The sequence below is a fragment of the Paeniglutamicibacter sp. ZC-3 genome, from assembly GCF_025847175.2.
In the GTDB taxonomy this organism is placed as follows: Bacteria; Actinomycetota; Actinomycetes; order Actinomycetales; family Micrococcaceae; genus Paeniglutamicibacter; species Paeniglutamicibacter sulfureus.
The window spans coordinates 19,027-37,997 of sequence record NZ_JAOYTG010000017.1; the positions used below are offsets into that span (position 1 = coordinate 19,027).

Consider the following 18,971-nt stretch of genomic DNA (forward strand, 5'->3'; position numbering starts at 1 on the left):
CATACGAGGGGAGGGATTCCGCCCCGCACGATGACATGAGGAGCAAACGATGGTTCCCGAAATCAATTGGATTGCCGTAGTTCTTGCCACACTTTCGACCATGGTGGTTGGCAGCATCTGGTACACCCCGAAGGTGTTCGGGAATTACTGGATGAAGGCGGCCAAGGTAACCCCGGGTGAGGCCAAGGGCGCCGTTATCCCGATCGTGGTGACTCTCATCGTCAGCTTCATCAGCGCCTGGGTCCTGGCCGGTGCCACGTATCTGTCCTTCGACTTCTACGGCGGTTCCTACCTCACCAACGCCCTGTTGACTGCATTGATCCTGTGGGGCGGCTTCACAGCGACGCGTTTCATCACCCATGATGCCTTCGAGGGCCGACCCGTGGGACTCACCGCGCTGAACTGCCTCCACGAGCTGGTGACGTTCATGGTGATGGGCTTGATCATCGGGCTATTCGGCGTCTGATCGGAAGCCGTAGCCCGCGGGATTACTTACTCGGGGTCGGCGAGGGCAGCGGTTCCTGCTCGAATTCGAGCCATCCGATCGTGTAGTTTCCGCCGCGCTCGAACACGTCAAAACGCTCGCCCTCGGGGTGGCTCGGGGTACTCAGGGTCAGTTGGGACCAGTGACCCATGGTCGAATTCGACACGGGTTCCACGCTATAGCCGGCGGCAACGCCGAGCCGCTCGAACTCTGCGCCCAGCCTGTCGAATTGTTCGCCGACGGTATCGGTCCCGCCCGTGGTGGTCACCCTGCACGCCTCGATTTGGTCCCCTGCAAGGGTCGAGTCCACCAGATGGTCCATGGCCTGTTCAATGTCGGGTTTTCCGGTGTTGCAGATGGCGTCGGGAGAAGTGCATCCTGTCACCAAAACCCCGGCACCGAACAGGGACAGGGCAAGGATTCCGGCGCGTTTCATGGGTTTAAGCATAGCCAGTGAATCGGATGCACGTGCCAGCGGCCCATCACCTGCACCAGGGAACGGCCAGGGGAATCCATGTGATTGCTCCGGAACCTAAGGCGGCTTAAGTTGAACGTCCGCCACGGCAAGGTGCCATGGCGGACGTCCTGGGTCTCAGCCGAGACCTCAGGCTGCCTTGGGCATCAGGAAATCCTGCAGGACCTTCGCCAGTCCGTCATCGTCCACGCCGGCTGCGATTTCGTCTGCCACGGCCTTGACTTCGTCTGGGGCCTGGCCCATGGCCACGCCCCGACCTGCCCACGACAGCATCTCGATGTCGTTGCGGCCATCGCCCACGGCAATGGTCCGCTCGATGTCGAACCCGCGCGCCATGCGCAGCGCCTCGAGGCCACTGGCCTTGGTGACGCCCTCGGCGGCGATGTCCAGCCACGCCGTCCAGCCCACCGAATAGGTGACTCCTGAAAGTCCGAGCGTGCCGACTGCATCGCCGAATTCCTCGGCGGTGGCGTCGGTGGAGAAGACCACCAGACGAACGGCCGTGGCTTCAAGCATCTTGTCCAGCGTCACCGGGGTTGCGACGACGCCAAAGCTGGCATCCTCGAAGCGCTCTGTGGAAAGGAACTGCCCCTTGTCGTCTTCTAGTGCGTACTTCGCTGTGGGCAGCGCCTTGAGCAGTGCACGCAATGCGGGAGCCGGGTCGAAGGTCTTGCGTTCGATGATTTCGTAGCCGTCTTCCAGGGTGGTGTCGATGCGCACAGTGACGCCGCCGTTGCAGCAGACGGCATAACCGTTCTCGATGCCGAGCATTTGAATGACCGGAAGTGTTGCGCCGAGGGAGCGCCCCGTGGAAATGACGACCTCGTGTCCGGCCGCGACGATGGCGCGGGCCGAATCCTTGACCGCCGGGCTCATCTCCCCGACGTGGTTGACGAGGGTGCCGTCGACATCAAGGCAGATCATGTAGGTTTCGGTTGCTTCTGACCGGTCTTCGATGCCGGTTCTTGTCATAACTGTCATTTATCCAGTGAAGCATCAAAATCACTTCCTGGGGATGAGCCAGCCCACAATGTGTCGTGAACGATGCATGAATGTCTTCCGAACCGCCGGGTTCCCTGCCAGCGTTTCCGGTGGTTAACGGCCGTTGGGAGGAGGCATGTGCCTCCTCCCAACGGGAGGGTTCGCGCCTTCGTTCCTTGGCTTACAGGAGAGGAAGAACTTCCATTCCGCCCAGGTACGGGCGAAGCGCCACCGGCACGTTGACCGAGCCGTCGGCGTTCTGGTGGTGCTCAAGGATGGCCACGATCCATCGGGTGGTCGCCAGGGTGCCGTTGAGCGTCGACACAGCACGGGTCTTGCCCGGCTTGCCGTCGGCGCCAATTTCGCGTTCGCGGATGTTCAGGCGGCGGGCCTGGAAGGTGGTGCAGTTGGAGGTGGAGGTCAGCTCGCGGTAGGCGTCCTGGGTCGGGACCCATGCCTCGCAGTCGAACTTCCGTGCAGCGCTCATGCCCAGGTCCCCGGCCGCGGTATCGATGACGCGATAAGGCAGCTCGACCTTGGCGAGCATTTCCTCTTCCCAGGCCAGCAGCTTGGCGTGCTCGGCCTCGGACTGCTCCGGGGAGCAGTAGACAAACATTTCCAGCTTGTTGAACTGGTGGACGCGAATGATGCCGCGGGTGTCCTTGCCCGCCGAGCCCGCCTCGCGGCGGTAGCAGGAGGACCAACCTGCATAGCGCGTCGGACCGTCCGACAGGTCGAGGATCTCGTTGGCGTGGTACCCGGCCAGGGCGACCTCGGAGGTGCCCACCAGGTACAGGTCGTCGCGCTCGAGCTTGTAGATCTCGTCGTCGTGCTCGACGTCGAAGCCGGTGCCCTGCATGGTTTCAGGGCGCACCAACGTCGGGGTGATCATGGGGATGAAGCCGTTCTGCACGGCCTGGTCCAGGGCCATGTTCATCAGTGCGATTTCCAGGCGGGCACCAATGCCCTTGAGGAAATAGAAACGGGAACCGGAGACCTTCGCGCCGCGTTCCATGTCGATGGCACCGAGCAGCTCGCCGAGCTCGAGGTGGTCGCGTGGCTCAAAGCCCTCGGCGGCGAAGTCGCGGGGTGTTCCCACGTGCTTGACGACGGTGAAGTCGTCCTCGCCGCCGGAGGGCACGCCGTCCAGGATCAGGTTGGGGATGGAGCGCTGCAGCTTCGTGTAGGTCTCTGCGGCGGCGTCCGAGGCGGCCTGTGCCTCCTTGACGTTCCTGGCCAGGTCCTTGACCTCGGCCAGCAGCGCCTGCTTTTCTTCGCCCTTGGCCGCGCCGACCCTCTTGCTGAAGGCATTCTGTTGGGCACGCAGCGCCTCAAAGGATGCAATCGACTCGCGGCGCGCTGTATCTGCGGCCAAAATCGCATCAATCAGGGACTCATCCGCCCCGCGGGCGCGCTGCGATGCGCGGAAGGTATCTGGATTTTCACTGAGTACTTTTACGTCGATCACGTCCTAAGCCTAGCAATCCCCGTTAGTCTGGGGAGACTATGCAACGTAATCGACTCTTTGCCCTGATCAGCGCGGGTGCCGCGGGCACGGCGGCAACAATTAGTTGGCTCTCCGTGCGCCGGCTCGTGGACCGGAATCGGCCGGCATCCCTGGCCCCCGTCGCGGGCATCGCCACGTCCGCACTCAAGGTTGCGCTGGTGGTGAATCCAAGCAAGCTGGGAATGGACGAAGCGATAGCCGCCGTGCATCATGTGTGTGCCGAGGCTGGCCTCGTGGATCCCTTGGTCTATGAGACCACGGTTGACGACCCGGGACAGGGCGCCGCCCGAGAGGCCCTGGAAGCCGGCTGTGACGTTGTCATTGCGGCAGGAGGCGACGGCACCGTCCGCGCCGTGGCCGAGGTCCTTCGTGACACCGATGCCACCCTCGGGTTGATTCCGCTGGGGACGGGGAACCTGCTGGCCCGCAACGTGGACGTGCCGCTCGAGGACATTGACACCGCGGCGTTCGGGGCCGTTCGGGGACCCGTGCGCACCATTGACACCGGATCGATCACCTTGAACCACCTCGACGGAAGCGCCAGCGAGCATGCATTCCTGGTGATCGCGGGCGTTGGCACGGATGCCGATGTCATGGACGACACCAACGAGGAACTCAAGGCCAAGGTTGGCTGGCTGGCCTATTCGGAGGCCGGTTTCCGGCACCTCCCGGGCAAGCGCAAAAAGATCTCCATCGCCCTGGACGGTGGGTCCGAGCAAACCCGCAGCGTTCGTTCGGTGCTCTTTGCCAATTGCGGGAAGCTGCAGGGCCTGGACCTGGTTCCGGAGGCAAAGATCGACGACGGCGTCTTGGACGTGGTCGTTCTCAGCCCACGCAGCGCCGCCGGGTGGGGCTGGATTTTCCTCAAGACGGCATTCCGTGCCCGCGGTGCAATCCCGGTGATGGGCTTCTATCCGACCGCAACGCTTAACGTCCGTTGCCACGAGCCCATGAACACCCAGATCGACGGTGACGCGACGGGGCTGGTGACCGGGCTCGAAGTCAAGGTGAAACCCGCGTCGCTGAAGATGCGCTTGGGCTAGCGATCCGCCCAAGGTTTCCGGGGCGGGCATCGCCCGCGCCGGAAATCCTCGAACCTAGGTGGCCAGACGCGTTTTGAGGCCGTGAACCCACGCGTGCGCCTTGGAAAACGCGTTGTCGGAGTTGTGCGCATCCACCGAAGAGGAGAGCCCTTCGGCCGCCGGGTATGAACCCAGGAACCGCAGGTCCGGGCAGACCCGGTGCAGGCCGGCCAGTGCGTCGGCAACGCGTTCCTGCGCCAGATGCCCGTCGACGTCCACGGAGAAGAAATACTTTCCCATGCCCTCACCCGTGGGTCGGGACTCGATGCGGCTGAGGTTGACTCCGCGCACCACGAACTGTTCCAGGATGTCCATGAGGGCGCCGGGCCGGTCCTCGGCCAGCGGCAAGATGACGGTGCTCTTGTCCACTCCGGTCGGCGCCGGGATCGGCCCCGGGCGGGCGACCAGGACGAACCGGGTGACGGCTCCCTGGTAGTCTTCGATGCCTTCGCGCAGGATCTTCAGTCCGCGTTCCCGGGCCACCAGGGGCGAGCAGATCGCCGCATCGTGTCCGGTTTCATCGTCCAGCAGTGCGAGCGCACCTGCTGCCGTGGAGGAGGCGGGAACGAATTCCGCTCCGGGAATATTCGCTTCGGCCCAGCCGCGGCATTGTGCCCAGGCATGGCCGTGCGTGGAAACGGAGCGGATCTGCTCGAGGGAATCGATGTTTTGGCGCACCGCCAGCACGAAGCTGATGGTCACCAGGGCCTCGCGCATGATCTGCAGGGCCTCCCCCGTGGCTATGGCATCCAGCGTGGCGGACACCCCGCCCTCCACCGAGTTCTCGATGGGCACCATGGCCGCGTCGGCTTCCCCGCTGCGGACCTTGTCAAGTGCCGCGTTGACGTTGGCCGACGGGATGCGTTCGGCGTCCCGGGCACCGGGAACCTGCAGCAGGGCGGCCTCGGTGAAGGTTCCCGCAGGACCCAAATAGGTGTAGATCATCGGACGGTGGGCTCCTGCCCGTTTTCGCTCTCCAGAGGCAGCCCGGCATCGAGCCAGGCACCTGAACCGCCGGCAATGTTGAAGGCGCAGTATCCCTGGGAGACCAGCCACGCCGCGGCCTGTGCCGAACGGCCGCCGGTGCGGCAAATGATGTAGGCGTCGGTGTCCGGGTCAAGTTCCTCGAGGCGCAGCGGCAGGTCGGCGAGCGGGATGTGAACGGCGCCCGTGGCGTGTCCCTCGACCCATTCGTACTCTTCGCGGACGTCAAGGATCAACGCGTCGGCGGGAACCTGATCGACCGATACCGTTTCAAAATCACTCATGACTCTCCTTTGGCTCACCAGTTGTTGTGTTGCCCAACAGCCTAGCGCCCGGGCGTGATGGGCCACGGATTCGGTGAAGCGGATGTTGCGCCGCACCGCACCCGCGTTGGCGGGCATCGAGCCGTACTACGATCGGTGGTGGGGACCGCTGCCGGAAGGCGTTGGCGCTCCATCACCACAGAAGGAGTCGTTGATGTCCGAGATTGCCGAAATGACCGCGTTGGAACTTCGCGATGCGCTGCGCCGCGGGGATCTGTCTGCACGCGATGCGGTCGGGCACTATCTGGGGCGGATCGAGGAACTCAACCCCGTCCTGGGATCGTTCGTCACCGTCACCGGGGAGCAGGCAATGACCGCGGCCGCTAACTCCGATGCGCTCTATGCCGCCGGGGAGCCCGTGGGGATGCTCAACGGGATGCCGCTGGCCTACAAGGACCTGCTGGACGTGGCGGGCGTGCCGACCGGCTTCGGAACCGCCGCATTCGGCCCCGCCGTTGCCGCAAAGGACTCGCCCCTGGTGGCCACGCTGTCTCGGGCTGGCGCAATTTCGCTGGGCAAGACCCAGGTGCCCGAGTTCGGGTTGAGCTGCCATTCGGAAAACGATGTGGCGCCGCCTGCCCGGAACCCGATGAACCCGGCATTGTCCGCCGGTGGTTCCAGCGGCGGAGAAGCGGCGGCCGTGGCGGCAGGGATGCTGCCCTTTGGTCCGGGCAGCGACGGCGGGGGCTCGGTCCGCATTCCGGCCTCGGCCTGCGCCCTGATTGGGCTGAAGCCCGGCATGGGCACCATCCCCAGCGACGTCCTGGACGGCACCCTCGACGCCTTCGGTGCACCTCGGCTCACCGTTTCCGGACCCTTGGCCCGCACCGCCCTGGATGCGGCACTGCTCATGGATGCCATGGTCGACCCCACGCGCGAAACTTATCTGGAGGCCCTGCGAGACGGTGCCGTCGATGCCCTGCGCGGCCTGCGGATCGGGGTCAGCACCGACAGCCCCTTTGCCTCGGCGTACGAAATCAAGCTCGCTCCCGACGCCCACGCGGCGCTCAACCATGGGATCAGGGTGCTCGGCGCCCGGGGCCACCATCTTGAGGAAGCCGAGATCTTCTACGATGCGGCCTACCCCGAGACGTTTTCCACGGTGTGGACCGGCGGCCTTGCGGCGGCTCCGATCCCGGCGGGCAGTGAGGCGAAACTGGGCACCCTGGCACGGTCGTTCCGCGAACGCGCCACGGACCGCGACCTGAAGACCTCCGTGGCGGCGGCCCGGCGCCTGACGGAGATTGCCGCGGATTTCCGCACGCAGTGGGGCCGCTACGACGTGGTGCTGACTCCCGCCATGGCATTCACTCCCCCGGCAATCGGCTTCTACACCTCGCAGGACGCAGACACCGACTACATGCGCCAATGCCAGTACACCCCCTACACATCCATGGTGAACGTCTCGGGCCTTCCGGCGATCACGGTACCCACGTTCACGACGGCCAACGGCCTGTCAATGGGCGTGCAACTGATTGGCCGGGCGGGGTCGGAAAGCCAGCTCCTGGCCCTGGCGCAACAACTGTCCGAAATGTGAGATTGATCTACAAAGTGGGCATGACGCGCGTCACGGGCGAAAAATTGATGACATGTCTATATCCACCTCGCTGAAGGATCCGTCCTCGACCGGTTTCTTTGGCCACCCCAAAACGCTTTCGAATTTGTTCAGCATCGAGATGTGGGAACGATTCTCGTTCTACGGGATGCAAGCGATCCTCGCGTACTACATGTACTTCTCCGTCACCGATGGCGGACTCGGGATCCCCCAGGACCTGGCGCTGTCGCTGGTCGGCGCGTATGGCGGAGCCGTCTACCTGAGCACCATTCTTGGCGCCTGGCTCGCGGACCGCCTGCTGGGATCCGAAAAGGTCCTGCTCTGCTCCGCCTTCCTGATCATGGGCGGACACATTGCGCTGGCAGCCCTTCCCGGCGCGACCGGGCTGGCCGTCGGCCTGGTCCTTGTTGCCGTGGGCTCGGGCGGGTTGAAGGCCAACGCCACCGCACTGGTCGGTTCCCTGTACTCCAAGGAAGACACCCGTCGCGATGCAGGGTTCTCGATCTTCTACATGGGAGTGAACATCGGCGGCCTGCTTGGCCCGCTGCTCACCGGATTCCTGCAGCAGCGCTGGGGCTTCCACATCGGTTTCGCCGCAGCGGCCATCGGCATGGCCATTGGCGTTGCGATCTACCTCAGCGGCCGCAAGAACCTGCCCGATTCGGTCAAGCTGGTCGGCAACCCGCTGCCCGCCAACGAGCGCAAGAAGTACCTGATCGGCTTCCTTGCCTTTGTCGTCGTCGTGGTGGCGGCATTCGCGTTGAAGATCGTCACCGCCGAGTCCCTGGCACGCACCATTGCGTACGCCGTCATCCTGGCTTCGGTCATCTACTTCACCCTGATGCTGCGTTCCAAGCGCGTCTCCGCGGTTGAGCGCAAGCACGTTCTCGCCTTCATCCCGCTATACATCGCCTCGGCCGCCTTCTGGGCGCTGTTCCAGCAGCAGTTCACGTTCATCGCCGTGTACTCGCAGGAACGCCTGGACCGCTCGCTCTTCGGCTGGGAGATGCCCGCCTCCTGGGTCCAATCCATCAATCCTGTCTTCATCATCGTGCTGGCCGGCATCTTCGCCGCCCTGTGGACCAAGATGGGCACCCGCCAGCCGGGAACCGTGGTCAAGTTCTCCCTGGCCCTGGTTCTCGTGGGCCTGGCGTTCCTGGTCTTCATCCCGATGAATTCGCTGGAGAAGACGCCGCTGCCGGCGCTCGTCGGCATCCTCCTGCTCTGCACGCTGGCCGAGTTGCTGCTGAGCCCCATCGGCCAGTCCGTCACCACCAAGCTGGCCCCGGCGGCCTTCGGCACGCAGATGATCGCGCTGTTCTTCCTCTCGGTGTCACTGGGCACCACGCTGGCAGGCATCCTGGCCGGTTTCTACACCGAGGGCAACGAGATCACTTATTTCCTTGCCCTCGGAGGAACCGCGATCGTGCTGGGCGTTGGCCTGCTGCTGGCCACCCCGGCCCTCAAGAGGCTGATGGGCGAGGTCCGCTAGACCCTCGGCATCCCGCTCCCACGAGGTGGGCGGGCCACGAACGCAGAGAGCGGCCGCAGCCGGCATTCTTGCCGGTTGCGGCCGCTGTCTTTTTGCCCGCGGATCCTGACCTAGTAGGCGTACGCCCCCAGCGTGCTGCCCAGGAAGATGAGCACGACCATCCACAGCAGGAAGATCGCGGCTCCCAGGTAGCCTGTGACCAGGCCGGCAATGGCGACACCGCGCATGTGCGGTTCGCGGCGCAGGGCAAGGTGGCCGCAGATAATCGCCGCCAGTTGGGGGAAGAAGAACAGCCCGACGCTGACCAACCCGATGATTCCGGTCACCAGCGAAACAATGGCCAACACGCCGGCCGGGCGCTGGGCCTGCACCGGGTAGCCGGGCTGCGGATAACCGGCTTGCGGTGACCCCGTTTGGGCAGGTCCCTGCCGCGTGTAGCCGGGCTGCCCGTTACCGTTCTGGCCCGCCTGGCCCACATTGCCAGGACTGCGGTTCAGCCCAATCGGCGGGCCATCCAGTGGCTGGTCCAGATAGGGATTGCGCGGCGGAGCCGCATGCGGGTTGTGCGACCAGCGCGGGTCGCTGGGATCCCCAAACGACGGCCGGTTCTCTGGATCGTGCGCTGCGTCCTCGGGATTCCCCATGGTTCCTGTTCCTCACTTGTGCCCGCCTGCCCATGCACCTTCATGCACCGGCCCGGCACCGTCTCTGGCCCTCAGTTTAGCCACGATTGCCCGGCACAGCATGCTCACATTCGCCGCTCAGGAACCGGTGGGAGGGTTGGCACCATGCACAAGGCAACATACCTTCCGGATACGGACCCCCACCCCCGGCACCATGCCGTACCCCCGTACCTGCTGATGTCGATGGCGGCCTGCGACGGTGCTTGGGAAGCATCCGAGGGCATGCGCGAGTTCATCGCCCCGCCCCCGGAACCCGGGGAAGCGGAAGGGCCCGGGGCCGAAACCCGTGCACGGATCGCCACCCGGGCACGCCGGACCCTGTTGCTGGACCAGGCCCTGCTGCACGACCGGGCCACCACAACCACCGACCTCGATCGGCTGATAGAACCATCCGGGCGGCTGATCCGCACCATCTGCGACGCACAGGGCGCCGAAACCACCCCCGGCACCGACGCCCGCACCGAGGGCCTGGACCCCGTGGCGGATGAGGACGCGAACCGCGCCTTCGACGGGCTGGGCGCGGTCCACGCGTTCCTGGTCGAGATGCTCAAGCTCAACTCGCTGGACGGCGCAGGACTGGGCCTGGGCGGCACCGTGCACTACGGCTTGCACTACGCCAACGCGTTCTGGGACGGCACCCAAATGGTGATGGGCGACGGGGACGGGGAGATCTTCGAGTCCTTGACGTCCTCCCTGTCGGTGATCGCCCACGAGCTGGGGCACGGCCTGCTGCAGCACACCACCAACCTGGCCTACCGGGGCCAATCCGGTGCGCTGAACGAGTCGATTGCCGATGTCCTGGGCGCACTCGTGGAGCAGTTCACCGCCGGCCAGGACGCGGCGAGCGCCAGCTGGCTGATCGGCGAGGGGCTGTTCACCGACAAGGTCCGGGGGCTGGGCTTGCGCTCCATGGCGGCCCCGGGAACCGCCTACGACGATCCGATCCTGGGCAGGGACCCGCAGCCGGCGACCATGTCCGGCTACGTGGAAACCGCCGAGGACCACGGCGGGGTGCACCTGAACTCGGGCATCCCCAACCACGCGTTTTATCTCTTTGCCACGGCCCTGGGCGGCAACGCCTGGGAAACCGCCGGTTCCCTGTGGTTCAACGTGGTCGCCACGCGCGCGCTGCCTGAGGATGCGGACTTCGGCACCTTTGCCGAACAGACCCTGCTCCAAGCCCGCCGCGACCACGGTGCCGGTTCCAATGTGGAGCTTGCGCTGGCCGATGCCTGGGACACCGTCGGCGTGGTCCCCCGGGTGAAGGATGCCGAGCAGGGATGACCCGACGCACAGCGGGTCCCGACACGAAATCATGAACCCGCACCGCGGCGTCTTCGGCCACGGCAACGCAATCAATGAGAAACTGGGGGGCATGGCCCATCCTCGCGCCGGGACCCCGGCACTGCCCCAAGACCTGATCGATCTCCCAGCGGTGCGCGACGCGTACTTCGACATCCACCCGGATCCCTCCGACCCCGCCCAGCGCGTGGCCTTCGGCACCTCCGGGCACCGCGGCACCTCGCTGAACGGTTCCTTCAACGAGGACCACATCGCCGCCATCACCCAGGCCATTGTCCAATACCGGCGCGGCGCCGGGATCACCGGACCAGTCTTCGTCGGCAAGGACACCCATGCGCTCTCGGATCCTGCACAGGACACCGTGCTCGAGGTCCTGGCCGGAAACGACGTGTCGATCCTGGCCGATGCACGCACCGGGTGGACCCCCACCCCGGCCCTGAGCCACGCCATCCTGGCGCACAACGCCGACCCGGCCGCTCCGCGCGCCGACGGCATCATCATCACCCCCTCGCACAACCCTCCCGCCGACGGCGGGCTGAAGTACAACCCGCCGCACGGCGGGCCGGCCGACACCGACGCCACCTCGTGGATCGCGAACCGCGCCAACGAGCTGCTGGAGGCCAAGCTGGCCGGGGTCAAGCGGATCCCGCTGGGCGCCGCGCGGCTGGGCGGCAAGATCGGCTCCTTTGACTTCATGGCCTCCTACGTCAACGACCTGCCCTCCGCGCTGGACCTGGACGCGATCCGCGATGCCGGCATCCGCATCGGCGCCGACCCGATGGGCGGGGCCGCCGTCGACTACTGGGGCGCGATCGCCGAAACCCACAAGCTGGACCTCACCGTGGTCAACCCGGGCGTGGACCCGCGCTTTGCCTTCATGTCCCTGGACACCGACGGCAAGATCCGCATGGACTGCTCCTCGGCCGATGCGATGGCCTCGCTGATCGCCGCCCGCAGCTCCTTCGACATTGCCACGGGCAACGACGCCGATGCGGACCGCCACGGCATTGTCACTCCCGATGCCGGGCTGATGAACCCCAACCACTATCTGGCCGTGGCCATCGAGTACCTCTACACCCACCGCACCGGCTGGTCCGCGGAGTCGGGCATCGGCAAGACGCTGGTCTCCTCCTCGATGATCGACCGGGTTGCCGCCTCACTGGCCCGCACCCTGGTCGAGGTCCCGGTGGGCTTCAAGTGGTTCGTGCCGGGGCTGCTGGACGGTTCCGGGGCGTTCGGCGGCGAGGAATCCGCGGGCGCATCCTTCCTGCGCCGCGACGGACGCACCTGGACCACCGACAAGGACGGAATCCTGATGGCGCTGCTGGCCAGCGAGATCACCGCCGTCACCGGCTCTTCCCCCTCGAAGCACTATGCCGCGCTGGCAGCCGAGCACGGCTCCCCGAGCTATGCGCGCATCGACGCCCCGGCCGACAGGGAGCAGCGGGCGCGGCTGGGGAACCTCGCGGCCACCGACGTGGCCGCCGAGATGCTGGCGGGAGAGGAGATCACCGCACGGCTGACCGAGGCGCCGGGCAACGGGGCGAAGATCGGCGGGCTGAAGGTCACCACGCAGAACGCCTGGTTTGCCGCGCGCCCCTCGGGCACCGAGGACAAGTACAAGATCTACGCCGAGTCGTTCCTGGGCGACGAGCACCTGGCCCGGGTGCAGGCCGAGGCGAAGGACATTGTCTCCGCGGTGCTCGGATAGAGGGGGCCGCAGGTTCCGTTGTGTTCCCGGTGCGTTGCCACCCGGAAAGCACCACGGCGTGGCACGGATGGAGGTCTGCGAGCCGCCCCCTGCGGGAGGGCCCCGCGGGCCTACATGGTTGACTGCGGCATTCCGGACGTTCTGCCAAAAAGCGGCTTCCACAGGGGAATATGCGGATTGCGGAATGCTTACATGAGTCTGTCGATGAGCTTGGATTTCGCCCACGTGTACGGCGGGTAGAGCGCCTTGAGCGTGTCCACTACTGTCGTCTTGCCCATCACCGCGCGCATCTGCGATAGCCGCTCGAACCCATGCCGCCCGTGGTATGCACCCATGCCGGATGCGCCAACGCCGCCAAAGGGAAGACCCGGGACGAAGAGGTGCACATTGGGCGCATTGTGCACGATGGCCCCCGCCCGCACCTGGTCCCCGAAGGCCGACTGCAGCCGCGGGTTCTCGCTGAAGAGGTAGGCGACCAGCGGGTTTGGGCGTGCGTTGATGAAGCGCACGGCCGCATCGAAGCTTTCCACCGCGATGATCGGCAGTATCGGGCCAAAGATCTCCTCGCGCATCAGCGGCGAGTCCGGATCCACGTTGGCCATCACGGTGGGCTCGATCTTCAGGGTGTCGGCATCGTACCCGCCCCCGATGAGGATCTCGCCGTGGTCCAGGTAGGAAACCAACCTGTCGAAGTGGGCGGTGTTCACGATGCGGCCGTAGTCGCGGCTGGACAGCGGATTCTTCCCGTAGAACCCGGTGATCGCCTTTGCCAGCTGTTTTTCCAGGTCCCGGGCGGCATCGCCGACCGCCAGCACGTAGTCGGGCGCCACGCAGGTCTGCCCGGAATTCATGAACTTCCCGAAGGCAAGCCTGCGCGCCACCGTGGCGGAGGATCCGTCCATCACCAGGGCCGGGGACTTTCCGCCCAGCTCAAGTGTCACGGGTGTCAGGTGCTCTGCGGCGGCGCGGGCCACGATCTTGCCAACCCGCTCACCGCCGGTGAAAAAGATGTGGTCAAAGTGCTGTTCCAGCAAGTGTTTGCTGGTGGATGCGCCGCCTTGGACGACGGCGCAGGCCCGGTGGTCGAGGAACTTCGGGATCAGCCTGCCCAGCACCGCGGAGGTCGCCGGTGCCAGCTCCGAGGGCTTGAGCACCGTGACGTTGCCCGCCGCGATGGAGGCAACCAGCGGGGCGAGGATCAACTGCAGCGGATAATTCCAGGCGCCGATCACCAGCACCACCCCCAGGGGTTGCGGCTCGATCTTGGCTGCCGCCGGATGCAGTGCCAACGGGATCTTCACCGCCTTGGACTCCATCCACTCGGAGAGGTGAAGCTGCGCGTGGTCGATTTCCGCGCGCACCATGTCGATTTCCGTCAGCTTCGCCTCGACGGTGCCCTTGCCCAGGTCGTCGGCCAGCGCATCGGTGAAATCCTGCTCGTGGGCATCCAGCATCCGTTCGAGCGCCTTGAGCTGCGAGGCCCGGAAGCGGCGCGGGTGGGCCAGCCCGGTGGCGACCACGTCGTGCATGGAGGCGACGATCTCCACGATGTTTTCCGGGAGTTCGGGCACCACCTCGGGAAGCTCGAGCTCGTTCAGCGCCGTCGACTCGCGAGACGCAGCTGATTTGTGTGGAGTGTCGGATGTGCCCATGTCCCGAGCCTACGACCAGCGCGGCATCTCCAACAGGCCGCCGCGCCCTGGTTGCGGGGTGGCGCCTCGCGCAGGAAGGACGCGGACTCGGCTTTCCCGCCCCGTGGCCCGGTGGGATAGGCTCACGCATAGTGACACGGGGTGTCGGCGCGCACGCGACCGGCTGAGATGAAACCCGTAGAACCTGATCTAGTTCGTACTAGCGGAGGGATGTTGCTCATGGAATCCATGGCGCCTTCAAGACTTGTAACACCCGGCGAGCTCGCCGGTGCCCTGGGCGCGCTGCGCGCCTCCTCGCCCCTGGTCCAGTGCCTGACCAACACCGTGGTCACCAACTTCACCGCCAACGTGCTGCTGGCCGTCGGCGGGTCCCCGGCCATGGTGGACGTCCCCGGGGAGGCCGGCGACTTTGCCGCGGTGGCGGCATCCCTGCTGGTGAACCTGGGCACCCCGAACACCGAGCAGGCGGCCGCCATGCGCGAGGCCGTTACCGGCGCCGGCGCCGCCTCGACGCCCTGGGTGCTGGACCCCGTGGCGATCGGGTCGCTGCGCGTGCGCACCTCGCTCGCCCGCGAACTTGCCGCCGCCGGACCGAGCGTGATCCGCGGGAACGCCTCGGAGATCCTGGCGCTGGCCGGCGTCTCGGGGGGCGGGCGCGGGGTCGAGTCCACCGATTCGGTTGCCGCCGCGGCCGACGCCGCCAGGGAGCTGGCCAGGAGCAGCGGAGCTGTCGTGGCTGTCTCCGGGGAGGCTGACCTCGTCACCGACGGGGTGCGCATCGTGTACGTGCACGGCGGCAGCGAGCTGCTGACCCGCATCACCGGCGGCGGGTGCGCGCTGGGCGCGGTCTGCGCCGCCTTCCTGTCCACCGGCCCCGACCCGCTGGTGGCCACGGTGGCCGCGCACGCCTTCTACTCCGCCGCCGCCGAACGCGCCGCAGAGCACGCGGCGGGACCCGGCACCTTCGCCCCGCTCTTCCTGGACGCGCTGGCAGCCATCTCCCCCGCCGAGCTGCGCGCCGCGGCGGTGCTCTCATGAGCGGCTACGGCGTGTACCTGGTCGCGGACTCGGCCTCCACCGCCGGACGTCCGCTGGTCGACATTGTGAAGGCCGCGGTCGACGGAGGCATCACGACGGTGCAGCTGCGCTGCAAGGACATGCCGGCCGGAGAATTCGTGGACCTCGTCATGGAATGCGCCCACCACACCGCCGGGCGTGCGGCACTGCTGGTCAACGACCGCGTCGACGTGTTCCTGGCCGCCCGCACCTCCGGCGCCGACGTGCAGGGGGTTCACATCGGCCAATCCGACCTGCCGGCAAACCTGGTGCGCGAACTCATCGGCCCCGGCTCCGTGCTGGGACTCTCCGCGGCCGGCGATGGCGAGATCCGCACCGCGAACCAACTCAACGCGTTTGCCCCGGGGACCATCGACTACCTGGGGGTCGGCGCCGTGCACGCCACCCCCACCAAGAAGGACCACCCCGAGCCGCTGGGCCACGCGGGCCTGGCCCGCGCCGTTGGACTTAGCGACCTCCCGGTCATCGCCATCGGCGGCATCGACGCCGCGGATGTTGCCCCGCTGGCCCGCGCCGGGGCCTCCGGCGTGGCGGTGGTCCGCGCCATTTGCGCCGCCGATGACCCGCGCGAAGCATCCAGGAACCTACGCACCCTCTGGGAGGGCAGCAAGCCATGAGCACCCCGAACACCGTGAAGAACATCCTGTCCATCGCCGGCTCCGACCCCTCCGGCGGCGCCGGGATCCAGGCAGACCTGAAATCCATCGCCGCCGCCGGCGGCTACGGAATGGCTGCCATCAGCGCGCTGACCGCGCAGAACACCCGCGGCGTCAGTGCCGTGCACGTGCCGCCGGCCGGCTTCCTGCTGGCGCAGCTGCGCGCGGTTTCCGAGGACATCGCCATCGACGCGATCAAGATCGGGATGCTCGCCAACGCGGCGGTCATCGACGAGCTCGGCGGCTGGCTGGCCGGGATCCGGACCGCCGCGGGCTCCGATGCCCCGGCGGTGGTGCTGGACCCGGTCATGGTCGCCACCAGCGGGGATTCGCTGCTGGATGCAGAGGCAACCAACGCGCTGCGGCGCCTCTTTGCCCACGTCGACGTGATCACCCCCAACATCCCGGAACTTGCCGTGCTGGGGCGCGGCCCCGTGGCCGGGAACTGGGAGCAGGCGGTGGCCCAGGCGCGCTCCGTTGCCGCCGAGTACCAGGTCCTGGTGCTGGCCAAGGGCGGACACCTGGAAGGCGAAACCTGCCGGGACGCCCTCATCTCTCCCGACGGCGTGCTCTTCGAGGTCGCCTCGCCGCGGCTGGCCACCCCCAACACCCACGGCACCGGCTGCTCGCTCTCCTCCGCCCTGGCGACCTTCTACGCCCGCGGCGGCGACTGGGCCCAGGCGCTGCGCCAGGCCAAGGCCTGGCTGTCGGAGGCGATTGCCCGGGCGGACGAGCTGGCGGTCGGCGGCGGGCACGGCCCGGTGAACCACCTGGCAGCACTCTGGGACGGGGTGCGCCCGGCACCGGCCCGGGACCCGCTGGCGCACTGGTGGGAAGCGATCGCCGGCATCCGCGCGGGCATCGACGAGCTGGCGTTCATCCGCCGGCTCAAGGACGGGTCGCTGGCCCCCGCCGACTTCGAGGACTACCTGGGCCAAGACGCCCTGTACCTGCGCAGCTATGCGCGGGTCATGTCGCGGGCCTCGGAACTCGCCCCGACCACCGAGGAGCAGCGCTTCTGGGCGGGAAGCGCCGCCAGCTGCCTGGAGGAGGAAATGACGCTGCACCGCGGCCGGCTCGCCGATCAGGTCCCGGAGCCCTCGAACGACACCACCGCGTACCTCAACCACCTGCGGGCCGGCAGCGACGACTACCCGGTGCTTGCGGCCGCGCTGCTGCCCTGCTTCTGGATCTACCAGGACGTGGGAAAGCGGCTGGCGGCGGCCAACCACCCGGCACACCCCTACGCGGACTGGCTGGCCACCTATTCCTCGGTTCAGTTCGACGACGTCACGGCGCGGGCCATCGAACTGGTCCGGGGCGTTCACGCACGGGCCGACGAGTCCACGCGGGCGGCCATGTGGCGCGCCTTCGAGGCCTCGTCCGTGCACGAGCTGGACTTCTTCGCGCAGACGGCCGCCGATGCGCCCGGCGCCGGGGACGGGGTGGGTTCCATCACCGCGGGTGTCGCACTGCCCGTGGGGTGAGTAAAATGCACACGGGGGTTTTGCGCGCCGCGTGCGCGCCCCCCGGCATTTTTTCCCACCCTGCGCCCGGAAGGCACCCATGAGCAACCGATTCGGCATTGGCTGGAACCTGCACGGCGACGGCAAGTCCATCTCCCCCGGAACGGTGGTGGCCCCGAACGAGCGGCTGCACTGGCCGCAGACCATCTCCATTGGCGTGCAGCACGTCATGGCGATGTTCGGGTCCACGGTGCTGGTTCCGGCGATCACCGGGTTCCCGGCCACCACTACGCTGTTCTTCTCCGGCGTGGGGACCCTGCTGTTCCTGCTCATCACCGCGGGCCGGGTGCCCAGCTACCTGGGTTCCTCCTTCGCGTTCATCGCCCCGGTCTCCGCGGCCATGGCCGGGCACGGGATGGCAGGCGCGCTGGGCGGCATCGTGGTCTCCGGTGCGGCGCTGTTCGTCGTCGGGCTGATCGTGCAGAAATCGGGCACCGGGTGGATCCACGCGCTGATGCCGCCGGTGGTCATGGGCACCATCGTCGCGCTGATCGGCTTGAACCTGGCCTCGGCCACGCTCAAGCCGATGCAGGAATTCCCGCTGACCACCTTCGCGACGGTGCTGGCCATCGTGGTCTCCGCGGTGCTCTTCCGCGGCCTGCTGGGCCGGCTGTCCATCCTGCTGGGCCTGGTCATCGGCTACCTGGTGGCACTGGCACAGGGCCAGGTCGACTTCCAGCCCATCGCCGACGCCCCGGTCATCGGGTTGCCGGTGTTCACCGCCCCCACCTTCCACCTGGACACGCTGCTGGTGTTCCTGCCGGTGGTGTTCGTGCTGATCGCCGAGAACATCGGCCACGTGAAGACCGTGGGGCTGATGACCGGGCGCGACCTGGACGCGGTCAACGGCCGGGCGCTGATGGCCGACGGCGCCGCGACGCTGCTGGCCGGCTTCGGCGGCGGCTCGGGCACCACCACCTACGCAGAGAACATCGGGGTGATGGCCTCCTCGCGGGTCTACTCCACCGCCGCCTACTGGATCGCGGGCATCGTGGCGATCCTGGTGGCGTTCTTCCCGAAGTTCGGCGCCGTCATCAACACCATCCCGGCCGGGGTCTCCGGCGGCGCGGGCATCGTGCTCTACGGCATGATCGGCATCATCGGGGCGCGCCTGTGGGTGCAGAACAAGGTCGACTTCTCCAACCCGATCAACCTGATGACCGCAGGCACGGGGCTGATCATCGCCATCGCCGTCACCAGCGAACTGGCCTTCGGCGAGGTCAAGCTCGGCGGCATCGCCCTGGGCACCATCGCCACGCTGGTGATCTTCCACCTGATGCGCACCATTGCCCGGGCCCGGGGCACCGAGCCGACGGACGTCGAGGCCGTCGGCGGAGCCACGCACTCCAAGCTCGGCTAGGACGTTTTCGGTTGGACTCCTTCAACCGGCGCCCAATCCTGTTGATTCATGCCTGTGCGCATCACCGCCGGGGGCGTCCGGGCCGAGCTGGAGGACTTCACGGAGGCAGCCCTTGGCGTCG

At 67.0% G+C, this 18,971-nt stretch carries 17 protein-coding genes and 1 riboswitch; of the genes, 10 read left to right on the plus strand and 7 right to left on the minus strand.

All coding sequences use genetic code 11. The features are described from left to right. Positions 1–49: 49 nt before the first annotated feature. Complete coding sequence (locus OIU93_RS15640) at positions 50–466, plus strand: DUF1761 domain-containing protein (protein WP_264270992.1); 417 nt, start codon at positions 50–52, stop codon at positions 464–466. 22 nt (positions 467–488) lie between these two features. Here the strand turns inward: OIU93_RS15640 and OIU93_RS15645 are convergent, their stop codons facing one another. From OIU93_RS15645 to serS, 3 genes are all read right to left on the minus strand, one after another. Then, positions 489–920 (minus strand): hypothetical protein, encoded by a 432-nt coding sequence (locus OIU93_RS15645; protein WP_264270993.1) that lies wholly within the window; start codon positions 918–920, stop codon positions 489–491. 168 nt (positions 921–1,088) lie between these two features. Beyond that, positions 1,089–1,940, minus strand: coding sequence for an HAD family hydrolase (locus OIU93_RS15650; RefSeq protein WP_264270994.1), 852 nt, complete (start codon positions 1,938–1,940; stop codon positions 1,089–1,091). A 181-nt stretch (positions 1,941–2,121) separates the two neighbouring features. Continuing rightward, the gene (gene serS, locus OIU93_RS15655; RefSeq protein WP_264270995.1) at positions 2,122–3,408 is read right to left on the minus strand and encodes a serine--tRNA ligase; all 1,287 of its coding nucleotides are present in this window, start codon (positions 3,406–3,408) and stop codon (positions 2,122–2,124) included. Positions 3,409–3,446: 38 nt separating this feature from the next. Here serS and OIU93_RS15660 point away from each other — a divergent pair, with 38 nt between their 5' ends. Next, a complete protein-coding gene (locus OIU93_RS15660; RefSeq protein WP_264270996.1) occupies positions 3,447–4,490 on the plus strand; it encodes a diacylglycerol kinase family protein in 1,044 nt (347 codons plus the stop codon). Between the two features lie 54 nt (positions 4,491–4,544). On the opposite strand, the gene pheA is transcribed toward OIU93_RS15660, so the two are convergent. Together pheA and OIU93_RS15670 are read right to left on the minus strand one after the other, a co-directional pair. Continuing rightward, complete coding sequence (gene pheA / locus OIU93_RS15665; RefSeq protein ID WP_264270997.1) at positions 4,545–5,474, minus strand: prephenate dehydratase; 930 nt, start codon at positions 5,472–5,474, stop codon at positions 4,545–4,547. Next, entirely contained in the window at positions 5,471–5,797 is a 327-nt protein-coding gene (locus OIU93_RS15670; RefSeq protein WP_264270998.1) for a rhodanese-like domain-containing protein, read from the minus strand. The genes pheA and OIU93_RS15670 overlap by 4 nt, the downstream gene beginning before the upstream one ends. A 193-nt stretch (positions 5,798–5,990) precedes the next feature. Here OIU93_RS15670 and OIU93_RS15675 point away from each other — a divergent pair, with 193 nt between their 5' ends. Together OIU93_RS15675 and OIU93_RS15680 are read left to right on the plus strand one after the other, a co-directional pair. Continuing rightward, positions 5,991–7,373: an amidase gene (locus tag OIU93_RS15675; protein WP_264270999.1), complete on the plus strand. Its 1,383-nt coding sequence runs from the start codon at positions 5,991–5,993 to the stop codon at positions 7,371–7,373. Between the two features lie 52 nt (positions 7,374–7,425). Then, the gene (locus OIU93_RS15680) at positions 7,426–8,883 is read left to right on the plus strand and encodes a peptide MFS transporter (protein WP_264271000.1); all 1,458 of its coding nucleotides are present in this window, start codon (positions 7,426–7,428) and stop codon (positions 8,881–8,883) included. A 110-nt stretch (positions 8,884–8,993) separates the two neighbouring features. Here OIU93_RS15680 and OIU93_RS15685 read toward each other — a convergent pair whose 3' ends face one another. After that, complete coding sequence (locus tag OIU93_RS15685; protein ID WP_264271001.1) at positions 8,994–9,527, minus strand: DUF4190 domain-containing protein; 534 nt, start codon at positions 9,525–9,527, stop codon at positions 8,994–8,996. Between the two features lie 144 nt (positions 9,528–9,671). Between OIU93_RS15685 and OIU93_RS15690 the strand changes: the two genes are divergently transcribed. Continuing rightward, the gene (locus tag OIU93_RS15690; RefSeq protein WP_264271002.1) at positions 9,672–10,850 is read left to right on the plus strand and encodes a M4 family metallopeptidase; all 1,179 of its coding nucleotides are present in this window, start codon (positions 9,672–9,674) and stop codon (positions 10,848–10,850) included. Between the two features lie 91 nt (positions 10,851–10,941). Then, positions 10,942–12,579, plus strand: a complete 1,638-nt coding sequence (gene pgm, locus OIU93_RS15695; RefSeq protein WP_264271003.1) for a phosphoglucomutase (alpha-D-glucose-1,6-bisphosphate-dependent) — start codon at positions 10,942–10,944, stop codon at positions 12,577–12,579. 188 nt (positions 12,580–12,767) lie between these two features. Here pgm and OIU93_RS15700 read toward each other — a convergent pair whose 3' ends face one another. Then, complete coding sequence (locus OIU93_RS15700; RefSeq protein ID WP_264271004.1) at positions 12,768–14,231, minus strand: aldehyde dehydrogenase family protein; 1,464 nt, start codon at positions 14,229–14,231, stop codon at positions 12,768–12,770. A gap of 127 nt (positions 14,232–14,358) precedes the next feature. Beyond that, positions 14,359–14,459, plus strand: a riboswitch (TPP riboswitch). Between OIU93_RS15700 and thiM the strand changes: the two genes are divergently transcribed. From thiM to OIU93_RS15720, 4 genes are all read left to right on the plus strand, one after another. Continuing rightward, on the plus strand, positions 14,451–15,269 hold the full coding sequence (thiM, locus tag OIU93_RS15705; protein ID WP_264271005.1) for a hydroxyethylthiazole kinase: 819 nt from the start codon (positions 14,451–14,453) through the stop codon (positions 15,267–15,269). It overlaps the preceding riboswitch by 9 nt. After that, positions 15,266–15,925: a thiamine phosphate synthase gene (thiE, locus tag OIU93_RS15710; protein ID WP_264271006.1), complete on the plus strand. Its 660-nt coding sequence runs from the start codon at positions 15,266–15,268 to the stop codon at positions 15,923–15,925. The genes thiM and thiE overlap by 4 nt, the downstream gene beginning before the upstream one ends. Beyond that, on the plus strand, positions 15,922–17,451 hold the full coding sequence (gene thiD / locus OIU93_RS15715) for a bifunctional hydroxymethylpyrimidine kinase/phosphomethylpyrimidine kinase (RefSeq protein WP_264271007.1): 1,530 nt from the start codon (positions 15,922–15,924) through the stop codon (positions 17,449–17,451). The genes thiE and thiD overlap by 4 nt, the downstream gene beginning before the upstream one ends. 79 nt (positions 17,452–17,530) lie before the next feature. Beyond that, complete coding sequence (locus OIU93_RS15720) at positions 17,531–18,850, plus strand: uracil-xanthine permease family protein (protein WP_264271008.1); 1,320 nt, start codon at positions 17,531–17,533, stop codon at positions 18,848–18,850. Positions 18,851–18,971 lie beyond the last annotated feature (121 nt).

What these genes read in the sequence shown, in the direction of transcription:
- OIU93_RS15640 (WP_264270992.1), top strand. Translation starts at nt 50, where the DNA reads ATGGTTCCCGAAATCAATTGGATTGCCGTAGTTCTTGCCACACTTTCG.
- OIU93_RS15645 (WP_264270993.1), bottom strand. Translation starts at nt 920, where the DNA reads ATGAAACGCGCCGGAATCCTTGCCCTGTCCCTGTTCGGTGCCGGGGTT.
- OIU93_RS15650 (WP_264270994.1), bottom strand. Translation starts at nt 1,940, where the DNA reads ATGACAGTTATGACAAGAACCGGCATCGAAGACCGGTCAGAAGCAACC.
- OIU93_RS15660 (WP_264270996.1), top strand. Translation starts at nt 3,447, where the DNA reads ATGCAACGTAATCGACTCTTTGCCCTGATCAGCGCGGGTGCCGCGGGC.
- pheA (WP_264270997.1), bottom strand. Translation starts at nt 5,474, where the DNA reads ATGATCTACACCTATTTGGGTCCTGCGGGAACCTTCACCGAGGCCGCC.
- OIU93_RS15670 (WP_264270998.1), bottom strand. Translation starts at nt 5,797, where the DNA reads ATGAGTGATTTTGAAACGGTATCGGTCGATCAGGTTCCCGCCGACGCG.
- OIU93_RS15675 (WP_264270999.1), top strand. Translation starts at nt 5,991, where the DNA reads ATGTCCGAGATTGCCGAAATGACCGCGTTGGAACTTCGCGATGCGCTG.
- OIU93_RS15680 (WP_264271000.1), top strand. Translation starts at nt 7,426, where the DNA reads ATGTCTATATCCACCTCGCTGAAGGATCCGTCCTCGACCGGTTTCTTT.
- OIU93_RS15685 (WP_264271001.1), bottom strand. Translation starts at nt 9,527, where the DNA reads ATGGGGAATCCCGAGGACGCAGCGCACGATCCAGAGAACCGGCCGTCG.
- OIU93_RS15690 (WP_264271002.1), top strand. Translation starts at nt 9,672, where the DNA reads ATGCACAAGGCAACATACCTTCCGGATACGGACCCCCACCCCCGGCAC.
- pgm (WP_264271003.1), top strand. Translation starts at nt 10,942, where the DNA reads ATGGCCCATCCTCGCGCCGGGACCCCGGCACTGCCCCAAGACCTGATC.
- OIU93_RS15700 (WP_264271004.1), bottom strand. Translation starts at nt 14,231, where the DNA reads ATGGGCACATCCGACACTCCACACAAATCAGCTGCGTCTCGCGAGTCG.
- thiM (WP_264271005.1), top strand. Translation starts at nt 14,451, where the DNA reads ATGGAATCCATGGCGCCTTCAAGACTTGTAACACCCGGCGAGCTCGCC.
- thiE (WP_264271006.1), top strand. Translation starts at nt 15,266, where the DNA reads ATGAGCGGCTACGGCGTGTACCTGGTCGCGGACTCGGCCTCCACCGCC.
- thiD (WP_264271007.1), top strand. Translation starts at nt 15,922, where the DNA reads ATGAGCACCCCGAACACCGTGAAGAACATCCTGTCCATCGCCGGCTCC.
- OIU93_RS15720 (WP_264271008.1), top strand. Translation starts at nt 17,531, where the DNA reads ATGAGCAACCGATTCGGCATTGGCTGGAACCTGCACGGCGACGGCAAG.